20 protein-coding genes and 3 pseudogenes are annotated in these 21,576 nt (G+C 69.1%); 12 read left to right on the forward strand and 11 right to left on the reverse strand.

Annotated elements, in window-relative coordinates; translation table 11 throughout:
• The coding region (locus tag AB0E62_RS38555; RefSeq protein WP_362205330.1) for an RHS repeat-associated core domain-containing protein at positions 1-528 on the forward strand (528 nt) is incomplete at its 5' end.
• Between the two features lie 57 nt (positions 529-585).
• Positions 586-822 carry a hypothetical protein gene (locus AB0E62_RS38560; protein ID WP_362205333.1) on the forward strand — a complete coding sequence of 79 codons (237 nt, stop codon included), beginning with the start codon at positions 586-588 and terminating at the stop codon, positions 820-822.
• A 344-nt stretch (positions 823-1,166) separates the two neighbouring features.
• On the opposite strand, the gene AB0E62_RS38565 is transcribed toward AB0E62_RS38560, so the two are convergent.
• The 3 genes and pseudogenes from AB0E62_RS38565 to AB0E62_RS38575 form a co-directional block, all read right to left on the reverse strand.
• Positions 1,167-2,048: a ribosome-inactivating family protein gene (locus AB0E62_RS38565; RefSeq protein ID WP_362205336.1), complete on the reverse strand. Its 882-nt coding sequence runs from the start codon at positions 2,046-2,048 to the stop codon at positions 1,167-1,169.
• 220 nt (positions 2,049-2,268) lie between these two features.
• Positions 2,269-2,352: pseudogene (locus tag AB0E62_RS38570) on the reverse strand (hypothetical protein); the annotation flags it as partial.
• Positions 2,342-2,980: a hypothetical protein gene (locus tag AB0E62_RS38575; RefSeq protein ID WP_362205339.1), complete on the reverse strand. Its 639-nt coding sequence runs from the start codon at positions 2,978-2,980 to the stop codon at positions 2,342-2,344. The pseudogene AB0E62_RS38570 and the gene AB0E62_RS38575, both read right to left, overlap by 11 nt.
• Before the next feature lie 182 nt (positions 2,981-3,162).
• Between AB0E62_RS38575 and AB0E62_RS38580 the strand changes: the two genes are divergently transcribed.
• The 6 genes from AB0E62_RS38580 to AB0E62_RS38605 all read left to right on the forward strand — a co-directional run bounded on the left by AB0E62_RS38580 (position 3,163) and on the right by AB0E62_RS38605 (position 10,714).
• A complete protein-coding gene (locus AB0E62_RS38580) occupies positions 3,163-5,913 on the forward strand; it encodes an AAA family ATPase (RefSeq protein WP_362205342.1) in 2,751 nt (916 codons plus the stop codon).
• Between the two features lie 129 nt (positions 5,914-6,042).
• Positions 6,043-6,876 (forward strand): alpha/beta hydrolase, encoded by an 834-nt coding sequence (locus AB0E62_RS38585; RefSeq protein WP_362205345.1) that lies wholly within the window; start codon positions 6,043-6,045, stop codon positions 6,874-6,876.
• 34 nt (positions 6,877-6,910) lie between these two features.
• Positions 6,911-7,384, forward strand: coding sequence for a DNA starvation/stationary phase protection protein (locus AB0E62_RS38590; RefSeq protein ID WP_362205348.1), 474 nt, complete (start codon positions 6,911-6,913; stop codon positions 7,382-7,384).
• A 34-nt stretch (positions 7,385-7,418) separates the two neighbouring features.
• Positions 7,419-8,576, forward strand: coding sequence for a serine hydrolase domain-containing protein (locus tag AB0E62_RS38595; RefSeq protein WP_362205351.1), 1,158 nt, complete (start codon positions 7,419-7,421; stop codon positions 8,574-8,576).
• Between the two features lie 649 nt (positions 8,577-9,225).
• Entirely contained in the window at positions 9,226-10,065 is an 840-nt protein-coding gene (locus AB0E62_RS38600) for an alpha/beta hydrolase (protein ID WP_362205354.1), read from the forward strand.
• 112 nt (positions 10,066-10,177) lie between these two features.
• On the forward strand, positions 10,178-10,714 hold the full coding sequence (locus AB0E62_RS38605) for a hypothetical protein (protein WP_362205357.1): 537 nt from the start codon (positions 10,178-10,180) through the stop codon (positions 10,712-10,714).
• Here AB0E62_RS38605 and AB0E62_RS38610 read toward each other — a convergent pair.
• The 4 genes and pseudogenes from AB0E62_RS38610 to AB0E62_RS38625 all read right to left on the reverse strand — a co-directional run bounded on the left by AB0E62_RS38610 (position 10,699) and on the right by AB0E62_RS38625 (position 15,600).
• Positions 10,699-11,937: pseudogene (locus AB0E62_RS38610) on the reverse strand (IS110 family transposase). The gene AB0E62_RS38605 and the pseudogene AB0E62_RS38610 sit on opposite strands and share 16 nt — an antisense overlap.
• A 423-nt stretch (positions 11,938-12,360) precedes the next feature.
• Entirely contained in the window at positions 12,361-13,500 is a 1,140-nt protein-coding gene (locus AB0E62_RS38615) for a catalase family protein (protein WP_362205359.1), read from the reverse strand.
• Between the two features lie 57 nt (positions 13,501-13,557).
• Positions 13,558-14,910, reverse strand: coding sequence for a Dyp-type peroxidase (locus tag AB0E62_RS38620; protein ID WP_362205362.1), 1,353 nt, complete (start codon positions 14,908-14,910; stop codon positions 13,558-13,560).
• Between the two features lie 99 nt (positions 14,911-15,009).
• Entirely contained in the window at positions 15,010-15,600 is a 591-nt protein-coding gene (locus AB0E62_RS38625) for a hypothetical protein (RefSeq protein WP_362205364.1), read from the reverse strand.
• Between the two features lie 377 nt (positions 15,601-15,977).
• On the opposite strand from AB0E62_RS38625, the gene AB0E62_RS38630 reads away from it, so the two are divergent.
• Positions 15,978-16,655 carry a GAP family protein gene (locus AB0E62_RS38630; RefSeq protein ID WP_362205367.1) on the forward strand — a complete coding sequence of 226 codons (678 nt, stop codon included), beginning with the start codon at positions 15,978-15,980 and terminating at the stop codon, positions 16,653-16,655.
• Between the two features lie 265 nt (positions 16,656-16,920).
• A pseudogene (locus AB0E62_RS38635) lies at positions 16,921-17,466 on the forward strand (Scr1 family TA system antitoxin-like transcriptional regulator); the annotation flags it as partial.
• On the opposite strand, the gene AB0E62_RS38640 reads toward AB0E62_RS38635, so the two are convergent.
• The 3 genes from AB0E62_RS38640 to AB0E62_RS38650 all read right to left on the reverse strand — a co-directional run bounded on the left by AB0E62_RS38640 (position 17,464) and on the right by AB0E62_RS38650 (position 19,729).
• A complete protein-coding gene (locus tag AB0E62_RS38640; RefSeq protein WP_362205370.1) occupies positions 17,464-18,369 on the reverse strand; it encodes a Ku protein in 906 nt (301 codons plus the stop codon). The pseudogene AB0E62_RS38635 and the gene AB0E62_RS38640 overlap by 3 nt on opposite strands.
• A gap of 134 nt (positions 18,370-18,503) precedes the next feature.
• The gene (locus AB0E62_RS38645; protein WP_362205373.1) at positions 18,504-19,181 is read right to left on the reverse strand and encodes a hypothetical protein; all 678 of its coding nucleotides are present in this window, start codon (positions 19,179-19,181) and stop codon (positions 18,504-18,506) included.
• On the reverse strand, positions 19,181-19,729 hold the full coding sequence (locus AB0E62_RS38650) for a sigma-70 family RNA polymerase sigma factor (RefSeq protein ID WP_362205376.1): 549 nt from the start codon (positions 19,727-19,729) through the stop codon (positions 19,181-19,183). The genes AB0E62_RS38645 and AB0E62_RS38650 overlap by 1 nt, the downstream gene beginning before the upstream one ends.
• Positions 19,730-20,147: 418 nt before the next feature.
• Between AB0E62_RS38650 and AB0E62_RS38655 the strand changes: the two genes are divergently transcribed.
• Positions 20,148-20,600, forward strand: coding sequence for a hypothetical protein (locus tag AB0E62_RS38655; RefSeq protein WP_362205379.1), 453 nt, complete (start codon positions 20,148-20,150; stop codon positions 20,598-20,600).
• Between the two features lie 13 nt (positions 20,601-20,613).
• On the opposite strand, the gene AB0E62_RS38660 is transcribed toward AB0E62_RS38655, so the two are convergent.
• A complete protein-coding gene (locus AB0E62_RS38660; protein WP_362205382.1) occupies positions 20,614-20,832 on the reverse strand; it encodes a hypothetical protein in 219 nt (72 codons plus the stop codon).
• 271 nt (positions 20,833-21,103) lie between these two features.
• On the opposite strand from AB0E62_RS38660, the gene AB0E62_RS38665 reads away from it, so the two are divergent.
• Positions 21,104-21,576: DUF6233 domain-containing protein (locus AB0E62_RS38665; protein ID WP_362205385.1), on the forward strand; the 473-nt coding region annotated here is incomplete at its 3' end.

The raw sequence follows: 21,576 nt of genomic DNA on the forward strand, positions 1-21,576 counted from the left end.
CTGGTGGACGTGGACGGCAACAAGGTCGACACCTACACCTACAGCCCCCGCGGCGTCCGTCTGCTGGCCCAGTCCAGCGAGCCGGTCGACCAGCCCTACCGGTTCGCCGGCAACTACCAGGACCCCACCGGCCTCTACCACCTCCAGGCCCGCTACTACGACGCCAACACCGGCCGCTTCACCCAGCCCGACCCCTCCGGCCAGGAGAAGAACCCCTACCTCTACGCCGAAGGCGACCCCGTCAACCGCATCGACCCGACGGGCACCATCAGCCTCGGCGGCGCTATAGACGACGGCAAGGAGGTCTACGACGCCGTCTCCAGCGCTGCACAGGGCGACACCGACGCTCTGGTGGCCCAGGCTTCCGGCATCGCGGCCGGCATCGTGGTCGAGTCCGCTTGCCAGTTCGTGGCCGGCTTTGCCGGAGCACCCACCGCAGGCGCCGGAGCAGTGGCCGTCGAAGCCGGGTGCGGTTACGCGAGCACTGCCGTGGCGACTGGACCTCGAACACAGTCGAGAGCAAGTTGAAGTCATGAACGACGGGCGGCCACCACCGGGTGGCCGCCCGTCCGCCAAGGAGACACCGTGGGACAGACTTTCGAGAATCTGTACGGCAGCAGGCAGGCGATCCGCAGGAACGCCGTGATCGTCACCCTCGCCTCCCTGGTCGCCTACGCCTTGTCCGTGCTCCTGTGGGCGAAAGGAGGGCTCGGCGCCGCGTATCCGCTGCTGATCGTGGTTGTCGTCGCCGATGCCGTCTGCCTGCTGGTCTACCTGTCATTCCGCGGCAAACGTCCCGGCGGCAAGGGAGAGGTCAGCTGATGGAATTCGCACGTACAGAGGTCACTCCCGGAGGGACGCCCGGTGCCCTCCTGTTCATCGTGGCCATCCTCTGCGTCGTCATACCGATCGTGATCAACCGGCGCCGCAACCGATAGGAGGTATGCCAGAGCCGCCGCTGTCCGCGCCTCCGGGGCTGTACGGCCACGGGTCAGTGGGCGCAGCACGCGCGTGGCCGTCGAGGTGCCATCTGCCGGGGGCCGATGCTCCAACGCCGAGTGACCCCCGGCACCAGCGTCCGAGGGCCACCGTGACCTCATCACCGACCACGAGCGGATCGAACGCGATCGCCGCCTGGCCGGGAGTGGGTCATCCCGACGGCTTGGTCACCGGGGGGCCTTGGAGTTCAGCTCCATGTATCCGACGTAGTTGAGCCAGGCGTCCAGCGTCGCGTAGGCGACGCCGTTGAACACGAGTGTGGAGTGCGTGCCGCCCAGCCATCGGTAGATCCAGCTGGAGACACCGTCCCAGCCCTGCTGGAGGGTGACGTTCGCCTGCCCGAGGGCGTTGCTCGTCCCGTTGCGGAGGTTGCCCCTGATGACGTCGAAGATGCGGCCGAACCTGGCCGCTTCGGAGGTCGCCTGGATGATGGTGGTCAGGTTCCGCCCGAACGCGGTGCTGTCACCGCTGAGCCGGGACTGCGCGTCCCCGATGCTCTCCAACGCGCCTGTCAGGTTGTGCGTGTTGATGGCCCGCGTCTGACGACTCGTGGTGTCCCCGCCCGGCAGACGGCTGTAGTTGCCGCTCCAGGGCAGCGTCTCGACCCGGGAGGAACCGGTGACCTGCCTGAACTCGTTCGGCCAGACATCGGGGAAGACGTAGTGCGTGTGTGTGCTGTCCTGGTAGAAACCGGCGAAGTACAGGTTGTCCGCCCACCAGTACAGCGACCCGATGTAGTCCCCGGCATTCACCAGACGTGCCTCGATGAGACGCGTCGGCAGGAGGGTCGTCTCGCTGACCCGGCCCGACACTTCGGGGTGATTGGGGATGGCGTGGCCACTGATCTGATGGAGGGCGTTGATCGCGTCCCAATAGTTCTGGTGGGCCACATCACCGGTGAAGTAGAGCTCGCCGATGTCCCAGTCGAACTTGCTGATCGGGCCGCTCGGATCGGCGTGTGCCGATGACGACGCGACCTGTATCAGACCGATGGCCATGGCGAACGCCAGCATCAGACCCGCGACCCGTCGGCCGATTGTGCCTTGCATATGCACGCTGTGACTCCTGCAGGGGGATGAATACGACGTGATCGATCCTCGCTCTACACCTCCGGGCTGACTTGACCATCAGCGCACGTCCTTGAGAGCCACAGCGCACACCCACTCGCCGGCGGTGAGCGCCCGTCCTTGACCCTGGTGCTCCCGGTCCTCGATCAGTTCGGCGGCGACCAGGGATGGAGCTCGGCCGAGCAGTACCCCCGGTTCCTGCTTTGTGGGCGGTCGCGCGGGAGATGCCCATCTCGGCCGCGACATGCGCGACAGGGCGACCTGCGCGGACACGCTCAACGAGCATTCGCCTGCCGTGAACGGTCAGCCGGGAGGAACACCGCGCGCGTCTTGGAGCGGGTGGCCGTGAGCAAGGCGATGCCCTCGTCCATGAGCTGGTGAGACCGTTGTCGCTGGCCGAGATCCGCGAGGCATCTGCCGCTGTCCGCGGCCAGATCCGCCGTCCCCGTCCAGGAGCACCAGGCGGGTGCCGGGTCGCAGGAGGGGGCCTGCGGCGCCTTATCTGCGGCGGTCAGGGCCCGGCGGCACGGGCCGTCCTCGCCGAGGGCGGCGAGGGCGCGGGCCTGGCGGAGGTGCAGGAAGGAGCGTGCGGTGGGGTGTGGGGTGCGCGGGATGGCGTGTTCGAGGATGGCCACGGCACCGCGGGCATCTGCGAGCCACAGCGGTTGGTGGGCGAGGTCGGACAGGATGCCCCCGCCGAGGTCGCGCCGGCCGGCGGTGAGGGCGTTGTGGAGGGCGGCGTGCCAGAAGCGGCCGGCGGCGGCGTGGCGGCGTTCGTCGAAGTGCTGCCAGGCGATGGCCGGGGAGAGGGAGGCGGCCGGCGTGTGCAGTCGTTGTTCGAGGGGCGTGTGTTGCGGTCTTCGCTGGAAGTGGCGTATCGGCCCCCAAGCGCTGCTATGCCGTGCCCGCGTCACCCTCCCTTTCACGGACGTGGACAGCGGTCGTTCCCGCTCGGCGGCATGCATACCATTGCATGAACGGCATCCAGGCCAGGGTTCCAGGTCGCCCGCCAGTGGAGATACCGCCGGGTCGCCTGGTTCCGCGAGGATGCGGAGCCGTCGGGTGCTGGAGAGACACAGAGAAACGGGGGTGCGGCATGCAGCGGCGGGCGCTACTGGGGCGCGATACGGAGCGTCGCACGCTGGCTGCCCTGGTCGAGCAGGGGGCCGCCGGTTCGGGCGGCGCGACGGTGATCACCGGCGCGCCGGGGATCGGCAAGTCGGCGCTGGTCGCGGAGGCCGCGGACGCGGCAGCACGCGGCGGGACCCGTGTGATCACCGCCGTGGGGGTCCAGTCGGAGGAAGACCTACCGTGGGCCGGTCTGCACCAGCTGGTTCACCAACTGCGGGGCAGGATCGACGACTTGCCGGGACGTCAGCGCACCGCGCTGCTCGCGGCCGTCGGGCTCGTCGACGAGTCCGTACCCGATCTGTACCTCGTCGGCTTGGCCGCGCTGACCCTGCTGACGGACGCGGCGGCTAAGGCGCCACTGCTGGTGGTCGTCGAGGACGCCCACTGGATGGACCGTGCCAGCCTCGATGTACTCGGGTTCGTGGCGCGGCGGATCGAGTCCGACCCCCTCGTTCTGGTCGCCGTCACCCGGCACCTCGACGACCGCCTCAGCAGTGCCGGCCTGTCTGTGCTGCACCTGGGCCCGTTGACGGACGAAGTGTCGGGTGAGGTGCTGGACGCGGTGGCCCCCGGACTGGGGCAGCAGGTCAGACGGCGGCTGTTGGAGGAGGCCGCCGGGAACCCGCTGGCGCTGACCGAGCTGCCGGTCGCGCTGCAGTCGGTCGGCGGGGCGTACGCGCTCAACCCGGGTCCGCTGCCGCTGACCGCGCGGCTGGAGCGGACGTTCACGGCACGGGTCTCCCGCCTGCCGGCCGACACCCGTGCGGTCCTGCTCCTCTCGGCCCTTAACGGTGACGGGACGATGGACGAATGCCTCGCCGCGGCGACCCGGATGCTCGGGACGGCGGTTGACGTCGGTGCTCTTGAGGCAGCGATCGACGCGGGCCTGGTGGAGGCTCAGGGATCGGCCTTCAGACACCCCCTCATCCGCTCGGCGATGCACCACGCCGCCACCGCCGCCGAACGTCAGGCCGCGCACGCCGCGCTGGCCGCCGCGCTCCAGGGGCAGCCCGATCGGCAGGCATGGCACCGTGCCGCCGCCACCGCCGGTCTCGACGAACGAGTGGCACGGGATCTGGACTCCACTGCCGGCAGAGCCCTGCGGCGAGGCGGTGTCGCCGCAGCTCTTACCGCGCTGAGGCGGGCGGCGGAGCTGACGGAGGGCCCCTCCGCGCGGGCGGACCGGCTGCTCCGGGCGGCGGAGCTCGCACTGGAGTCGGGCCAAGGAGACATCGCAACGCATCTGCTGGCCCAGGCGCGCTCACTGGACCTTTCGGTCCGGGACCAAGGCCGCGCGGCCTGGGTCAGCATCGCTCTGGCCGAGGGGACACGGGGCGAGGGCGCCGCGACCGCCGAGCTGGCCGAGCTGGCGGTCGAGATCGCCGCCGGCGGCGAGTCGACACTGGGGCTGCGCATGCTGTGGAGCGCGGTCCTGCAGTGCTTCTGGGGAGAGCCGGGCCCGGCCGCCCGCGAGCGGGTCGCCGCCGCTGCCGACCGAATGCCCGTGCCTGCCGACAACGCCGACCTGGTCGCTCTGCGGGCGTACTCGGCGCCGGTCGAGCGTGGGGAAGGGGTCATGGAGGGCCTGGCGAGTCAGCTGGAGCGCTCGTCGGAAAATGCGGAGGGGGACCAGCTTCTGGGGGCCGCCGCCGTGACGGTGGGCGCTCCCGCCCTGGCGAGCCGGTTGACGGCGAGGTCGCTGGACGCCCTGCGAGCGCAGGGCAGGCTGTCGATGCTGGCTCGAGCCCTCTGCGTCCAGGCGGGGAGCGCCGCACGCCTGGGTGACGTGCGCGCTGGTTCCCTCGCCGCGGAGGAGGCCGCGTCGCTTGCCCGCGAAACCGGTCAGCCTCTTGTGCACGCGATGGTGAATGCCATCCGCGCGCAGCTGGCCGCCGTCAGCGGCGACCCGGCGGCAGAGGCATGGGCGGCGGAAGCCGAACGCGAGGCTCTTCCCAGCGGAGGGCGCCCGGTGCTGGCCATCATGCAGATGGCCCGCGGGCAGGCGGCACTCTGCCAGGGCCGCTACAGCGACGCGTTCGGCCACCTGCACCGCGTCTTCGATCCGGCCGACCCTGCCTTCCACTCCTGGCTGCGCTTCTACGCGGTCGCGGAGCTGGTCGAGGCGGCGGTGCGCAGCGGATCCGCAGGGGTGGCACGCGACATCGTGCGGGAGCTGACCCCGCTCGGGGAAACGACGTCTTCGCCCGCCCTGCTCTGCGGGTTGCGACTGGGCCGGGCCCTGCTGAGCCCACAGGATGCCGCCGAGCCGCTGTACAGGGCGGCCCTCGCCGCCGTCCCCATGGACTGGCCGTTCGAGGGGGCGCGGGCGCGCCTCGCGCTGGGCGAGTGGCTGCGGCGTCACCGGCGGCCCGCGGAGTCCCGCGTCGCCCTGCAGGCCGCACGCGAGATCTTCGACGCCCTCGGCGCGTCGGCATGGGCGGAGCGGGCACGGCAGGAGCTGCGCGCCGCGGGCGCGTCGTCCCCGCGCCAGGATCCGGCCGCGGTCGACCGGCTGACCTCGACCGAGCTGCATGTCGCCCAGCTCGCCGCGCAGGGTCTGACGAACCGGGAGATCGGCGAGCGGTTGTACGTCTCGCCCCGGACGGTGAGCACCCATCTCCAGCGGATGTTCCCCAAACTGGGGGTCACGTCCCGCGGCGAACTCGCCGCGGTGCTCGGCGGCACGACGACGTACCCCGAAGGCGCAGCGTCATGACGTACGCGGAAGACGCAGCGCCATGACGTACGACGAAGCCGTAGTCCGACGGACGCGGTCCGACCTGCTTGATTCCTAGGTTTGTGCCATGCCCGGTGCGCACACGGCGGACGGGCGGGAAGGCACACCATGGGAACCATCAGCGTCGGCACCGAGGGCTCGACCGGTATCGATCTCTACTACGAGGACCACGGGTCGGGGCAGCCGGTCGTCCTGATCCACGGTTACCCGCTGGACGGGCAGTCGTGGGAGAAGCAGACCGATGCGCTGGTCAAGGCCGGCTACCGCGTCATCACCTACGACCGCCGTGGCTTCGGCCGGTCGAGCAAGACCATGACGGGCTACGACTACGACACCTTCGCCGCCGACCTGGACACCGTACTGACGCGGCTGGACCTGCGTGACGTGGTTCTCGTCGGGTTCTCGATGGGCTCGGGCGAGGTCGCCCGCTACCTCGGCGTCCACGGCTCGGAGCGGGTGGCGAAGGCGGCGTTCCTTGGTTCGCTCCAGCCGTTCCTGTTGCAGACGCCGGACAACCCCACCGGTGTGCCCCAGAGCGTCTTCGACGGCATCGCGGAGCAGGCGGAGGCCGACCGCTACGCCTGGTACGAGAGCTTCTTCGTCGACTTCTTCAACACCGACGAGACGCTCGGGTCGCGGCTCAGCGAGGCCGCGCTGCGGGCGAACTGGGCCACCGCCATCGACTCGGCGCCCATGGCGGCGTACGCGTGCGTCCCGGCGTGGCTGACGGACTTCCGGGCCGACGTGGAGCGCATCGACGTGCCGTCGCTGATCCTGCACGGGACCGCCGACCGCATCCTGCCGATCGACGCCACGGCCCGCGAGTTCCGCCGCCGCCTGCCCGGCGCGCGGTACGTCGAGATCGACGGCGCTCCGCACGGGCTGCTGCTCACCCACGCGGCCGAGGTCAACGCCGCCCTGCTCGACTTCCTCGCCGCCTGAGAGCCGGCGCCTGTCACGAAAGGACCCCACTCCTGTGCCGGTTGTCAACAACCCTCTGCCCGAGCGCGACCGCGAGACCGCGGGTGCGGCGCTGCAGGCGACCCTGGCCGACCTTCTCGACCTGTCCCTGGTGGCCAAGCAGGCCCACTGGAATGTGTACGGCCCGCGCTTCCGCTCGGTTCACGTCCAGCTCGACGAGGCCGCCACCGTCGCCCGCAACCACGCCGACACGGTGGCCGAGCGCGCGGCCGCCCTGGGCGTCAGTCCGGACGGACGGGCCGGGACCGTCGCGGGAGCCAGTGGCGTGCCCGTCTTTCCGCCGGGCTGGACCAAGGACAGTGACGCCGTCGAGGCCTTGGTGTACGCGCTCTCTGCCGTGACCGGAAGGCTGCGTGAGCGCATCGTCGCGATGGGCCCGGTGGATGTCGTCACCGAGGATCTCCTCGTCGGACTGACGGCCGATCTCGAGAAGCAGAGCTGGATGTTCCAGGCGGAGAACCGGACCTGATCAGGGGGCCGGAGCCGCACAGTCGTCGTCCGAAGTGGAGAAGATCATGGGTGTTGAGGGAACGAGCACAGACCGATTCGAACCGGTACGAGCGGTGCTGGGGGCGCACCTCGAAGCCGGTGAGGAGCTGGGGGCGTCAATCGCCGTCGATGTGGACGGGGTCATGGAGGTCGATCTGTGGGGTGGCCACGCGGACGAAGCACGGACCGTTCCGTGGCACCGGGACACGTTGGTGAGTATGTGGTCGACCACGAAAACCCTCACCAATCTCGCGGCTCTCATTCTCGTCGACCGGGGCGCGCTGGATCTGCACCGCCCGGTCGCGCACTACTGGCCCGAGTTCGCCGCCCAGGGAAAGGAGCACATCGAGGTGCGTCACGTCCTGGCTCACACCTCGGGACTCTCCGGCTGGGAGCAGCCCTTCTGCATGGAGGACCTCTACGATCGGCCTACCGCGAGTGCCCGGCTGGCCGCGCAGGCACCCTGGTGGGAGCCGGGCTCCGCTTCGGGGTACCACGTGCAGACCCAAGGGCAACTGGTGGGAGAGCTTGTCCGGAGGGCCAGTGGTCGTACCCTGACGGAGTTCGTCGCCACCGAGATCGCCGAACCGACGCAAGCTGATGTCCAGATCGGCGCGCGACGGGCCGACTGGCCGCGTATCGCCGATCTGGTGCCCCCCTCGCAGCTGGGCGGCATACCCACGGGTCTCGATCCCGAGGGGATCTTCACCAGGACGCTGCTCGGAAGCCCCGCACGTGACGAGCACGTCGACACCCCGCAGTGGCGCTCCGCCGAACTCGGAGCCGTCAACGGACACGGCAACGCACGTGGCCTGGCCCGAGCGCTCTCCGTCATCTCGCGGCGCGGTCAGGTCAACGGCCGCCGGCTTCTCTCCGAGGAGACGGTGGACAAGGTGTTCGACGTACAGGCCGACGGAGTCGACCTGTTCCTGGGCGTTCCCGTCCGCTGGGGCATGGGCTACGCACTCGCCGATCCGAGGACGATGCCGCACATGCCCACCGGGAGGATCTGCTTCTGGGTCGGTCGGGGCGGTTCGATCGTCATGATGGACCTCGACCGGCGCGTCACGTTCTCGTACACGATGAACCGGGTGGGCGACGGGGTCCTCGGCTCGGAGCGCACGCACAGCTACCTCAGGCATGTCTACGAAGTCCTGGAGCGTACCGGCTGAGGTGCAGCCGTAGGCTCCGCGCGCGGCGCCGCGGCACACCACCGAACGTGCCGTCAACCGTCTCAACACAACTCTCGCGCCGTCGTGCTCGCAGCACTCATGATCTGGCGCGCACATGGACCATGTTCCGGGAAAACATTGCCCAGGAACACGATCGAGCGGGCCGTCATCCGGCTGGAGGGGAGCTCGCTCCCTCATCCGGGTTGCAGCTTCCGCACTCACGGTGCGACACGGCAATCGTCACGAAGAGTGAGGGCTACGGCACCACCTCGGCCATAGGCTCGATCACGTCCGGAAGCCGCTGCCCGCGGCACGCGCACCGCCATCCATGACCGCGAACGAGCAGTCCGCCGGCGGATGAACCGGTCCGGTCGCCACCTCGTAGGGCAGGACGACGACGCTCCTCGCCCGGTGGGCGGGCGAGGCCAAAGCCTCAGGACCACCCTCGGACCGCAGCCCGGCAGCCGCTCCCCGGGGCGCTGTCGGCTGCCGCCCAGCAACGCCCCGAATCGCGCTGCTCACGCGGCGCAGACGGACGCACGTCAACCCGGTACCGGCGTAGCGACCCGGGCCCCGTTTCTCGACGTACCCAGCTGCATCGCCTTCCGGCCCGTCGAGCACCATCCATCGAACAAGAGGGATTTCACATATGCGCAACAACCGCCTCGTCCGTCCGGGCAGCAGATCCGCGCTGCTCGGTGTCACCGCTGCCGTCGGACTGTCCGTCGCCGCCGTCACCCTGCCCGCTGCGGCCGACGCTACGCCCCATCACCCCGTACGTCCGACGATCGTGCTGGAACACGGAGCGTTCGCCGACGCTGCGAGCTGGGACGGTGTCGTCGCCCGGCTGCAGCGTGCGGGCTACCCGGTGGTATCCGCCGCCAACCCACTGCGTGGTCCGGCGACCGATGCCGCTTACCTGCGCAGCGTCCTCGACCACATCGACGGGCCCGTGGTCCTGGTCGGTCACTCCTACGGCGGCACCGTCATCAGCCAGGCCGCCGCGGGCCTGGAGGACAAGGTGAAGGCACTGGTCTACATCGCGGCGTTCCTGCCGGACAAGGGCGAGAGCTCGATCGGACTGACGGACAAGTTCCCCGGCAGCACCCTCGGCCAAGCCGTCGAGACCGTCAACTACATCCTGCCCGACGGTGGTCAGGGCGCGGACGTGTACATCAAGCCGGAGAAGTTCCGCAGCCAGTTCGCCGCAGACGTGCCGAACGACAAGGCCAGGCTCATGGCAGCCGGGCAGCGTCCGATCGCCGCCGCCGCCCTGGAGGAGAAGTCCACCCAGGCCGCTTGGAAGACCATCCCCTCCTGGTCGCTGATCACCACGGAGGACCGCAACATCCCAATGGCTGCCCAGCGCTTCATGTCAGCCCGCGCCAATGCCCGCACGACGACCATCGACGCGTCACACGCGGTGTCCGTATCGCGCCCCGAGGCCGTCACCCGCATCGTCGAGCAGGCGGCCCGCACGGTCCGATGACCGACGGCCCCACCCTGTCGCCATCCGGTGTGCACCGGACCTGGTCCTCGTCGAGCGCGTGACCTTGCCGAAGACCGCCCGGGTCCGTACCCGGCACCGCTACGGTGCTGCCATGCCTTCAGAACTGACTCCGGACCAGGTCCTGCGTGTGATCGCCGCCCTGGAAGCGGCACGAGGCAGTGACGACAACGCCCTGGCCGCGCTGGTGCGCGGGGGGGTGCCCCTATGCAGTTCGTCAAGGTGGCGGGTCAGCTTGCTGGTGATGTCAGCTGGGGAAGGGGATGTGGTGGGGGCGTCGGGTGGAGGGCCGAAGGCGCGGGCCGTCGAGGAGTGGCGGGACGTCTACGACCTGCTGGATGCCGTTCGGCAGCGGCCGAACGCATGGGTGCGTAACGGCTCGTTGCAGGAACTGGCGGTGATGATGTTCGGGTACCACCTCGCGCTTCAGGTCCACGATGTTGATGAGGCGTTCGAGTTCCACCGTGGAAGTGGAGGGTTTGCCTCCTGGCTGAGCAGGACCCGTGGATGGTCGATGTCGACCGGGTGGGACGCGGCGGTCATGGAGAATCTGCCTGGCGAACCTCCGCTCGAAGCCTTCTTCCGGCTCGTGGACGAGTACCGAGAGTTCGCAGGTCAGCCAGGTTCGTGAAGTCTCTCGGCATGATGTCTGTTCATGCTGATCACGCGGCTTGGGGTTCGTAAGAAGGTTCCGTCACGGAGCATCGCGAACAGGACGTCGGCCCGCCGCCGGGCGAGGCAGAGCAGGGCCTGGGTGTGGTGCTTGCCCTGGGCGATCTTCTTGTCGTAGTAGGTCCGCGATGCCGGGTCGCTCAGAGCCGCGAACGCGGAGAGGAAGAAAGCCCGTTTGAGCTGCTTGTCTCCTCTCCGGGAGGGCTGTTCGCCTCGGATTGACGACCCTGAACCTCGGGTCGCTGAGGCGAGTCCGGCGTAGGCGGCGAGGTGGCCGGCGGTCGGGAAGGTGCTGCCGTCGCCGACCTCGATCAGGATCCTGGCTCCGGTCCTGACGCCGATGCCCGGCACGGACGTCAGGACCTTCGAAAGAGGGCGAGCCTCCAGGAGTTCCTCGGTCCTCGTGGCCAGCAGTTCGCGCTGGTCAAGCACGGCCGTCAGCGAGCCGGCCAGGCTTGGGACGATGAGCGCTGCCGCGTCGGTCCCCGGAACGGTGACAGTCTGCTCGTCCAGAGCGGTGAAGATGTCCTCGACCAGCCGCTCGGCCATCCTGGGGGCCTTCGGCCGTGACAGCGTGACCAGCCGTCGTCGTCAGGCCTTGCGGATCCGGGCCGGGCATCCGAACCGCTCCAGCAAGGTCAGGACGGCCGGGTGCTGCAACCGCGGCCCCAGCACCCGCTCCAGCGACGGATGGATCTGGGTCAGCAGGCCGTGGAGCCGGTTCGCGGCCCTGGTCGCTTCGCCGGCAAGGTCGTCGTCGAACCCGACGGTCATCTCCAGCTCGGCGATCGTCTCGTCCTCGCCGTCGATAGCCCGCAGCGTGTGCGGCATCGCGCGGGCCGCGTCCGCGATGATGAACGCGTCCTTCGCGTCCGTCTTCGCCTCGCCGGGGTAGAGATCGGCTGTCCGCCGCATCGTCAGGCCGGGCAGGCAGGCCACGGGACAGCCCATGCCCCGGGCCACGGCCAGCGGCAGGGCGCCGATCGAGGCCGGCTGGTCGACCACGACCAGCACCGTTCCGTGCTTGGCCTGCAGCTTGGCGAACAACTCGCGGAGCTTGGGTTCGGTGTTGGGCAGGCGCTTGTCGAAGGCCCTCTTCCCCGCTGGGGTGACGGCGGTGGCGTGGTGCTCGCCCTTGCCGACGTCCAGGCCGGGGAAGACGTCGATGTCGCCGGTGTCGATCACGTGCAGGCCCCTCCATCACGCTTTCGTCCGGCCTTGCCTCGGCACCGAGCTGCCACATCCACGTTACGGAGAGCTCTTCCGGCTCGGGTAAAGCCGGTGCTCAAGCCCCTCATCAGCGGTCCGTCGATGCCTCCGGACCCGGTCACACCACCCCCCGGATCATTAACAACAAGGAGGGGAAGTCATACCGGACCCGAAGGCCGGAGGCCGTTGCGGAGCCACGAAGACGGTAACGGGGGGTACCCCTATGTCTTTGGTCAAGGGAAACCGGGGTGCGATGGGTCGGCATGCCGGGGCAGCATGGCGCCGTGGCCGCACGCGGTCCTCGGGCTGCTGTCGGCCGAGGAGAATCTGCGATGCCCGCGCGTGTAGTTTGCGGGCACAGCGGGCTGTGATTGGCGTCTTCGAGCTGAGCTGGGCTCACCGAGGCTCGTGGGTCGGGCCGAGTACCTCGTCGGCGCTGCGTGGCTCTGTGCGTGTCTGCTGGTTGAGCTTGTGGCGGGAGATGGAGGATCGGCGGTAGACCTCTTTGCGGGCCCGCATGATGTTACCGAGGGGGGCGTGCTCGGCGGTGACGCGCCAGGGTGTGAAGGACAGTGAGTCCATCTTCGCCAGGTTCTCCGGGCCGGAGATGTCCTGCTGCGGGAGCCGGAGCTTGGCCACGGTGACGGGTGGCGACAGTTTCTCGGGCCACTCCACGGTGGTGTCCTCCACTGGCATGCGTTCCAGGTCGGTGCAGAGCTGGACCTGGATGTCGAAGGTGTAGGGCCGCTCCCGCAACTCGGTTTCCAGCGCGGGCCGGAAGACCTCCGCCGCCGAGGTCGGGTCGATGTCACGATGAGTCACGGCGGCCGCGCACGCCGGGTCGGGGGTGATGCGTACCTTGGCGATGTAGTCGCCGTGTCTGACGGCGCCCATCGTCCAGTAGCTCGACAGGAGGATGTTCGCCGGTGGGGTCTTCGACAGGCGGAGGAAGGCCAGGAACTCGTCCCATGCCCAGTTGTCCTGGTCCAGTGTTCCCTTGCCGGTGACGAACTCGGTGAAGAAGCGATGTGCGCCGGGGCGGCCCTGGGAGAAGTAGGCCGGTGCGTTCAGGAACAGTTCCTGGATGAAGAGGTAGTGCTCGACGGTGTTGCAGAAGAAGATCGGTCCGTTGATGTTGGCGTAGTCGAACGTACCGGTGTCCGGTTCGTCTTCCAGCAGGGTCGGGCCGGGGATGCCGAACATCTTCAGCGCCAGTCCGGTGGCGGCGCCCAGCCGTGCGTCGGCTCCGGCGTGCGGGGAGCCGTTGGAGAAGCGGATGAGCGCCTCGTGAGTGCCCGCCGTCGCGTAAATGCCCTGGGCGTACTCGGGGGGCAGGCCGCCCAGGATCTCCACTTCTCCACGGACCAGTCCGTAGCCCTTGGCGTGGGCGTCGCGCAGAGCCTGCCCGGTGCCACCGGCTTCGACGGACTCGGCTATGTAGTTCTCAGTCTTCTCGATCACCGTCTGCACGTGCTGGTCGAAGTCCGGATCGTCGTCTTCGACGTCCGGCGTGTAGCGGACGAACTGTGCTGCCATGACGTCGACCTCTCCTCGAAACCCGTGACGGGGCCTGAGCGGATGGGAACTGGCGGGTCAGTCCTCCAGTTCCGCGAGCCAGCGCAGGGCCCGCAGACCCGGCACGAAGCAGTACTCGCCGCCGCGCGTGGCCACGAAGCTGGGCAGGTTGCGCAGGCGGCGCCTGACCGGCTTGTCGGGGATGGTGATGCTGCCGGTTCCGTCGTGGTGTCCGGCCACCGGGTCCTGCTCGCCGGGGTAGCCGATGAAGTTGCCGTCGTTGACCCATTCGGACTTGATGAACTCAAACTGCCGTTCCAAGTGGGCGCCGATGAAGACTCCCACCAGTCCCCGGTCGGCACCGTCGTCCTCCAGGACGCCTTCGGGTAGCGGCGGACCGTAGGTGGTGCCGCGGCGGATGATCCGGTGCATCCGTGCGTCGCCGACGATGGTGGCGTCGCGGGGGTTGTTCCGGCGGATGTGGGCGCCGGCCGGGCAGCGCAGGCCGCGGTCGTCGTGCTCCCGGTACAGGAAGTTGTTGACGCGCTGCGGATCCGCCGCCAGCTCCGGGTCGTCGTGCTCCGGCGTCAGCGTCAGCGGCGCGCCACTCGGCCAGCGTCCGACCATCTTGGCCGCCAGAAGTGCTTCCTCCTCGGCGTTGGCACTGTTGGCGCGCAGGTACCGGCGCCAGGCGGCCACGTTGGTGTGGATCTTGCGAACAGCTACGTAGGTCCCGTTGCGTCCCAGCACCTCGGGGCGGGGCATGGGCGGCAGATTGCCCGTCTCGTCCGGGTAGCCGAGGATGAACTCGCCGGCCTTGATGGGGGCTTCCTGCGGATTGGAGCCGGGCAGTCCGACGCCCTCGATGTTGGGATGGCTGATGCCGTCCCGGAAGCCGAACGTGGTGCGCCCTGTCGGGAGCTGGTGGACGTCCTGCTGCCAGATGACCTGGACACCGGGCGTGTCCTCGAAGGCGACACGGGCCCGCTCCAGCTCCTCGGCCAGTTGTGCCGCGTCCGAGGAGAGGGCGCTCAGTGCGATGTGTACGTCGCCCGTCCCGAACGGTGCCTCCCAGTGGGCCGGGGCGTTCTCGCCCACATCGCCGATCCGTTCCGCCCGGGCGGCCATGCCCTCACGGAACGCCTGCGGGAAGCTGTCCAGCGACTCCTTGGGCACCCCCAGCGCCTTCAGCCCCTGATAGGTGATCGCCACGGCCACCCAAGCGTCCCCGCTCCGGTCCGCGTCCGGCAGACCACCCGAGGTCACCGGGAGCAGGCGGCGCAGCAGGGCACGTCCGGCGTGGCGGTCGTCGACGCGCAGGAAGACGAACTTTCCCTCGTAGGGCACGGGCCGCGGGCGCAGCGCCCCGCTCTGGACGTCCTCGATCTCCACGCGCACACCGGCCGCGCTGCTGCTGTCTGCCGTGCTCATGCTTCTTCGTGCCTCCACGTCCCCCACGTCGGTGACTGTCCGGGCAAGCCCCCTGTTGCCCGACGTGGGCCGGGTTTGAAGGGCAGCGGTGTCCGGGTTCTAGGCCGAGGCTTCTTCCAGCAGCTTCTGGAAGGCGGGCGTGTTCACCAGCTCCGCGTTGGCCGGGTTCTCCAGCGCCGCCCGGAACTCGGGGGTGTCCAGCACTTCCTCGAACGCCTCTTCCACACGGTGGTCCTTGTAGATCTGCTGGACGGTGAGCTCGGGATAGGCGCTGACGAAGACTCCCGCGGGTGCCTGGTGGGCGACGAACCAGTCCTTCACCCCCGGATCGGCGATGCCGGGAAACCCCTCGCTGTGGGAGAAGACCTTGTCGAAGCGTTCCCCGACCACCGTCTTGGCGAAATCGTCGATGTAGGCGTCCCACGAGCCGTCGAAGACGCTGGCGAACATGAACCGCGTGTCGTTGTCGAAGATCACGTGCCGTGCGTCGTGCAGAGTGCCGATCTGGCGCACCGCCGCATGCACCCTCTCGGCATCCGCCGCATCACTGAGCGCGGCGAGCACCTCACGCAGCGCGTCGGCCTCGCCCGGCTTGATCTCGGTGAAGACGGTGAACTCACTGCAGACCCCGTCCGACCTGCCCGGACGCTCGGGATGAGCCGACTGGGATGGCTGTGCCGTTGCAGTCATGGCGAGACTCCCCTGCCATGGATCGGTGCGAGGGACACCAAACACCCGGAACACGGGGCGCCATCGCCCTCACCACTCCATCTTCATCACGGACGTGAAGCCCCCGCATCTTGGTCCTGAGGGGGCGACACGGGTGCACCCGGCGACGCCACCATCCGATGCTCCCGAGGACAGATGGAACCAGGTGCAGGAAGATGGTGCTGAGGCGTATGTGCTGAGCACGGGGTCGTCACCTTTTCGGTCAGCCACTCCGCTGTAGCCGCGGGCGCAACGATCGCGTAAGAAACCCCCGTCACGCCGCGCGCACGGTCGGGGCGCCTGCCCCCGCCGGACCTCCGCTCGACTGCACCGCCACCCTGACTTCAGCTGGAGGCATCATGGGCGCAGTCCTCGGTGACGTGCTGGGATTCGCGGCCGGCGTCGCGGTCAGCCCACTTCCGATCATCGCCGTCATCCTCGTCCTCGCCACCCCTCGGGGACGTCTCAACGGCGTCCTCTTCACAGTCGGCTGGATCCTGGGACTCGCGGTACTGGGCGCGGTGATGCTCGCGATCGCCTCCCCCGCGGGTGCCTCCGCTCACAAGCACCCGGCCACCTGGGTGGGAGCGCTCAAGCTCGCTCTGGGCTTGTTCCTCGTCCTCTTCGGCGCCCGCCAGTGGCATCGGCGCCCGAAGGATCCCTCGCAGGCGAAACTGCCCAAGTGGATGGGCGCGATCGACCGCCTCTCACCGGTCAAGGTCTTCGGACTCGGCACGGCCCTGGCCGCCCTCAACGCAAAGAACGCCCCACTGACCATCGCCGCGGGCGCCGCGATCGGCTCGGCCGGCCTCCCGGTCGGACAGCAGATCGCATCGCTGGCGATCTTCGTCGTGATCGCCACGCTCGGCCTGCTCATCCCACTCGGAGTCTTCCTCCTCGGCGGACAGCGAGCCCGGACCACGCTCGGAAACTGGAAAGACTGGGCAGCTCAACACAACGTCGCCGTGATGGCCGTCCTCTTCTTCGTCCTCGGCCTGAAACTACTCGGAGACGGCATCTCCATCCTCACCTCCTGACCCCACCACGCTGCGGCGTCGATCACGGATACAGGCCCGCGGCGATAGTTCCCCCTCTACCGGCGCGGTGCGGGAAGGACATAAGTGCCTGTTTCGATCCTTGCGGGTAGAACGCCTGGCGGCTTCCTGCGGTGAGGCACGTGACAAAGTCACAGACCGTTTTGGCAGCCCAGGGACACGACGGCATGGTGCATGATCAGCAATGCTTGTTCCATGGCAATCTGCGGGTCAGCAGGATGACTTGGAGCCCGGAGGTACACCGTTCGTGGCGGCGAACAGCAATCCCACCGTCAGGAGACGTCGTCTGGGGGCTGAGCTGCGTCGGCTCCGCCTGGCCAGTGGGTTGAAGATCACCGAGGTGGCTGAGCGGCTCATGGTTTCCCAGCCAAAGATCAGTCACCTGGAAAACGGCCGTCGCGCCATCAGTCCCCCCGACGTACGCGATCTGTGTGCGCTCTACGCAGTGGCGGATCAGCAGATCATCGACGCTTTGATGCAGATGGCCAGGGAATCAGGGCAGCAGGGCTGGCGGCATGCCTACGGCGGCATTCCCCAGAGCGTCTACGTCGCCCTGGAGACGGACGCCGCCTCCCTCCAGACATACGAATCCATGGCGATTGCCGGGCTTTTGCAGACTCCTGCCTACGCCCATGCGGTCATCGGGAAAACGATCCCGCTGCCCACGGTCGAAGAAGCCGGCACGCGGCTAAAAGTGCTGCTGCGACGTCAGTACCGGATCTACGACCCGCATCGCCCGTTGCGCCTGTGGGTCGTGCTGGACGAATCGGCACTGCGCCGCGTCGTCGGGTCAGGCGCTGCGCGGCCGGCGGCCCGCCGTCTTCTTCGCCCCGGCCTGCTTGGCCGGCGGCTTCCTCGCGGTCGCCTTCTTCTTCGGCTGCGGCAACTCGTGCACGTCGGCCGGCTCGGCGTCGCCGCGGGAGGCCTTCGCCTTGGACACCGACTCCTGCAGGGCTGTCATGAGGTCCAGCACCTGGGCCGGCTGCTCCGGCTCCTCGACTGCGGGCAGGGACTTGTCTTCGCGTTTCGCCTCGATGATCTCGGCGAGTGCCTGGGTGTAGCGGTCGGTGAATTCCGGGCCCTCCAAGGTGTCGATGGTCAGGGTGTCCATCAGGGCGAGCGCGCCGGCGATCTCCTTCTCGGAGACCTCGGTGGGCGGGGGCAGGAGCTCGGTGGGGTCGCGGATTTCGTCGGGCCAGCGCATGGCGTGCAGGACCAGGACGTCGTCGCGGACCCGCAGCAGCCCGAGGCGCTCGCGGCCGGACCAGGCGTACTTCGCGACGGCCACCTTCGATGAGCGGGAGAGGGCTTTGACCAGCAGCCTGTACGGCTTGGCCGCGACCTGTCCAGCGGGCTGGAGGTAGTAGCCCTCGGCGATCCTGATCGGGTCGACCGACTCCAGCGGGACGAAAGCGTCGATCTCGATCGCCTTCGCGGTCGGCAGGGGAAGGTTCGCGAGGTCGTCGTCCGTGATCGGGATGAGCTGCGTCTTCGTCAGCTCGTATCCCTTGCCGATCTCGTCCTGGGGGACCTCACGGTCTTCCAGCTCGCACACCTTGCGGTAGCGGACCCGGCCCTGGTCGGGCAGGTGGTACTGGTGGAAGTGGATGCTGTGGTCCCCGGAGGCCCCGACCACGTTGATCGGCATCGTGACCAGGCCAAACGAGATGGCACCGGTCCAGATCGTTCGGGGCATGGCACACCTCTCCCGCTCACCCCGAGCACCACCAGGCTATGTACCCGCCCAGGGTCCGCACGTGCGCTCAGCGGGTCGTCGGCGGCTCGGTGCCGCCGCTCGCGCAGGAGCGGCGGCCGGTGCGGAGGCGGCGGTTACAGCGGGGAGGTGAGGTGGCGTAGCTGGTCGACCAGCGGGGGGGTGGGGAGGGGGACGGTGCCGATCTCCGGGTGGTGCTGGTGGCGGATGTAGGAGTGGATCTGGTCGGTATTAAGCGGGCTGAGCACCGGTGCGGTGGACCGCTCTCCGCACAGGAGGGTGGGGGTGAACTGGTGCCTTACCAGCTGGATGCGCCAGTGGTCGGCGTCGTGGTACTCGCCGCTGTGGACGTGCTCGAGGAAGAGGCAGTACTCGGCGAGGTGGTGGCCGACTCCTGCGGCGAAGCGCCACCAGAAGCGGGCACCGCTGCTGTCGCCGCTGAGGTGGAGCAGGCAGGCGAAGACGAGTGCTCCGGCCTTGTCGGCGTACTGGCTGGCGATGAAGTAGGCCAGACGGGTGTCGGCGTCGGGCCCGAGCGTGATCAGGCAGACGGCGTTCAGGTCCCACCATGCGCGGTCGGCGTCCGGGGTGCGGTCGTCCTCGGGCACGGTCCACTCGGTATGAAGGGGAACGGTGCCGGCGGTGCGCTGGCGGGGCGGCCGGTGACGGGCCGCCTGCCGGGCGCGCAGCCGGGCCTCGGCCGCGGCCATGTCGTAGCCGGCGTACCGGTCCCGGGTAGGGGCGGTGGCGAGCAGGTCGTCGATGGTGCAGTGGTCGGTAGGCGGCGGGGTCATCAGCGGTTCTCCCCCTCGGGGTGCTCCGGGCAGCGGAGCTTGAGCATGGTGGCCAGACGTTGACGGCCGGTGCGGATTTGGGACCGGACGGTGGCTGCCTGGTTGCCCATCACTTCGGCTGCCTCGGCGGTGGACAGGTCCATGCCGTAGTGCAGCAGGATCGCGTCGCGCTGGCGTTCGCTCAGATCACGGACGGCGGCGTACAGGGTGATGGGGTCGGTCAGCCTGCCGTACGGGTCATCGGCATGGTCGGCGAGCGCGGCCTCGAAAACGGCCGTGTCCATCAGCTCCGGCCGGCGCCGGCGCTTGCGGTGCATGACGATGATGCGGCGCTTGAGGATGGTCCAGGCGTAGCCCTCCAGGTTCTCCATTTCCAGCATCCTCGGCCAGTGGTCCATCACCTGGTCGAAGGTCTGGCCCACGGCCCCTTCGGCGTCGGCGTCCGAGCCGAGCTGGAGGTAGGCGTACCGCATGTAGGCGTTGCGGCGCCGCTCGTGGAACGCCCAGTACGACAGCTGGGCGGCGACGTCCCACTGGTCGATCGGCACCGGTGGAACGGGCCGCGGTGCGGGCGCCGGCCAGCTGGGCGATGCCGATGCGGACACCGGCGGTCAGCGGGTGAGCGCGGCACCCGGAATGGAGAACCACTGGAGGGGCCTCGTGCAGCACACCGTGCAGCGTGGTTGGAGATCGCGCTCGCCGTCCGGGTCTTCGGCCCGGACGCTATCCGCGGATGCCGCCGGCGCCCACCCCGGCACCGGAGGCTCCAACCGCCTCCACTCCATCAAGCGCTCCAGGGGCAGGGAAAGGGTGCAGCCGACCGCACAAAAAAGTTATGGTCAGTATCGAAGCGATAGCAGCAAGTTCGATCACCAATCGGGCAGGAGGCCGCCGGTCACCGCTGCACCCGACCGGCCAGTGGGCCGACCGTCGGCGCTGCGCGCACGCCGCCTAGGATCGATGCCCATGCATGAGATCCCCGACGAGCTGATCGGCCCGGAACGCTCTGCCGAGCAGGAGCGGGTCCGGCTCGCCGGCCTCACCGGGGGTGACTACGACGCCCGGCTGCGCCGCTGGCGCAAAGCCTCCGCCGCCTTCCAGGCGGCCGTCACCGAGCACGCCACCGCCATCAAGACCAGCCGGTACGAGCTGGAGCAGGCCGTGAAGAAGGCCGTCCGTCACCCGGAGCCGGAGGACGGCGCGGCCAACAAGTACCCCCGCGGACGGTGCCGGGACTACCGCTGGTCGAGTCAGTCGGCCAGCACAGCACCGGTCTCCTCATCGAGGAGGGTGACGCGGGTGCCCGGCCTGCCGCCGCGTTCGACGATCCAGCGCCGGAACTTGTCCCGCGCGGTCTCCTCCCGGCCCCACCAGCCGTGCTGCACCGGCCGGCCGTCCATGGTGAGCAGCAGGTGGTAGCGGCCGGGGCCGTTCATGTGAGGCGGATCCCGCGGGTGTGGCCCGGCTCGCGGACGATCGCGTACTTCGCCTCCAGCTCGACTAGCTGGTAGTGCACCGATGCCCGGCTGCGCATCCCGACCGCCTGCCCGATCTGCTGCACCGTCGGCGCCTCGCCGTGGTCGGTGATGTGCCGGCGGATGCGGCGCAGGATGCGCTCCTGGGTGTCGGTGAGATGGTCAACGCGGTACATAATCTAATTAGAGCGCTTGTTCGAATTCAGGGGCAAGCTGGGACACGAGGGACCGGGAGGAGCAGGTGAGCAGCCGCTCTCGCGTCTGGACGCGCTGCGCTTTACCCGGCGCGTCGTCGAGCAGCAGGCGGCACGGCAGCTGGCCCTCATCGACCGGTGGATCGCGGAGGAACAACAGCGCCAGGCCGAGCGACGCCGTGGCGAGGAGCGGCGGCCGCAGCCGGCGCAGTGGCTGATCCAGTACGGCCTCATCCGCTCCAACGTCGACGGCGTGCACACCGGCGACTGCTGGGCCGCCGCCAAGAGCGGCCGGTGCCGCCCCGCCACCCGGCAGCAGGCCATCGACGCTCTGCTCCAGCACGTCCCGGCCTGCGTCCACTGCCGGCCCGACACCGCCCTCGGCCTCCTCGAAAAGGACGCTCACATCAACGTAACCGTCGGCGGCGGTAAGGGCGTCAAGACCGCCGTCAAGTTCGAGCAGGGCTCCACCCTCGGCCCGGCCCGGCCCGCAAGGGGACCGTCGGCTACGCCGCCAGCGTCGCAAAGAAGAAGCAGCTGGCCAGCCCGGCCTCCTACCGGTTCACCTTCACCAAGGCCGGCTACACACCGGGGGAGATCACCTACAAGTCCGCCAAGTACCGCTGGGATAACAAGTTCTGGGGCCCCACCAAGCGCACCAAGAACCCCGGCTGCGTCTTTCCCTCCTTCCCTCCCGTCTTCACCCTCTCCCGCAGCGACTCGAAG

The sequence above is a fragment of the Streptomyces sp. NPDC038707 genome (genome assembly GCF_040636485.1).
GTDB lineage: Bacteria > Actinomycetota > Actinomycetes > Streptomycetales > Streptomycetaceae > Streptomyces.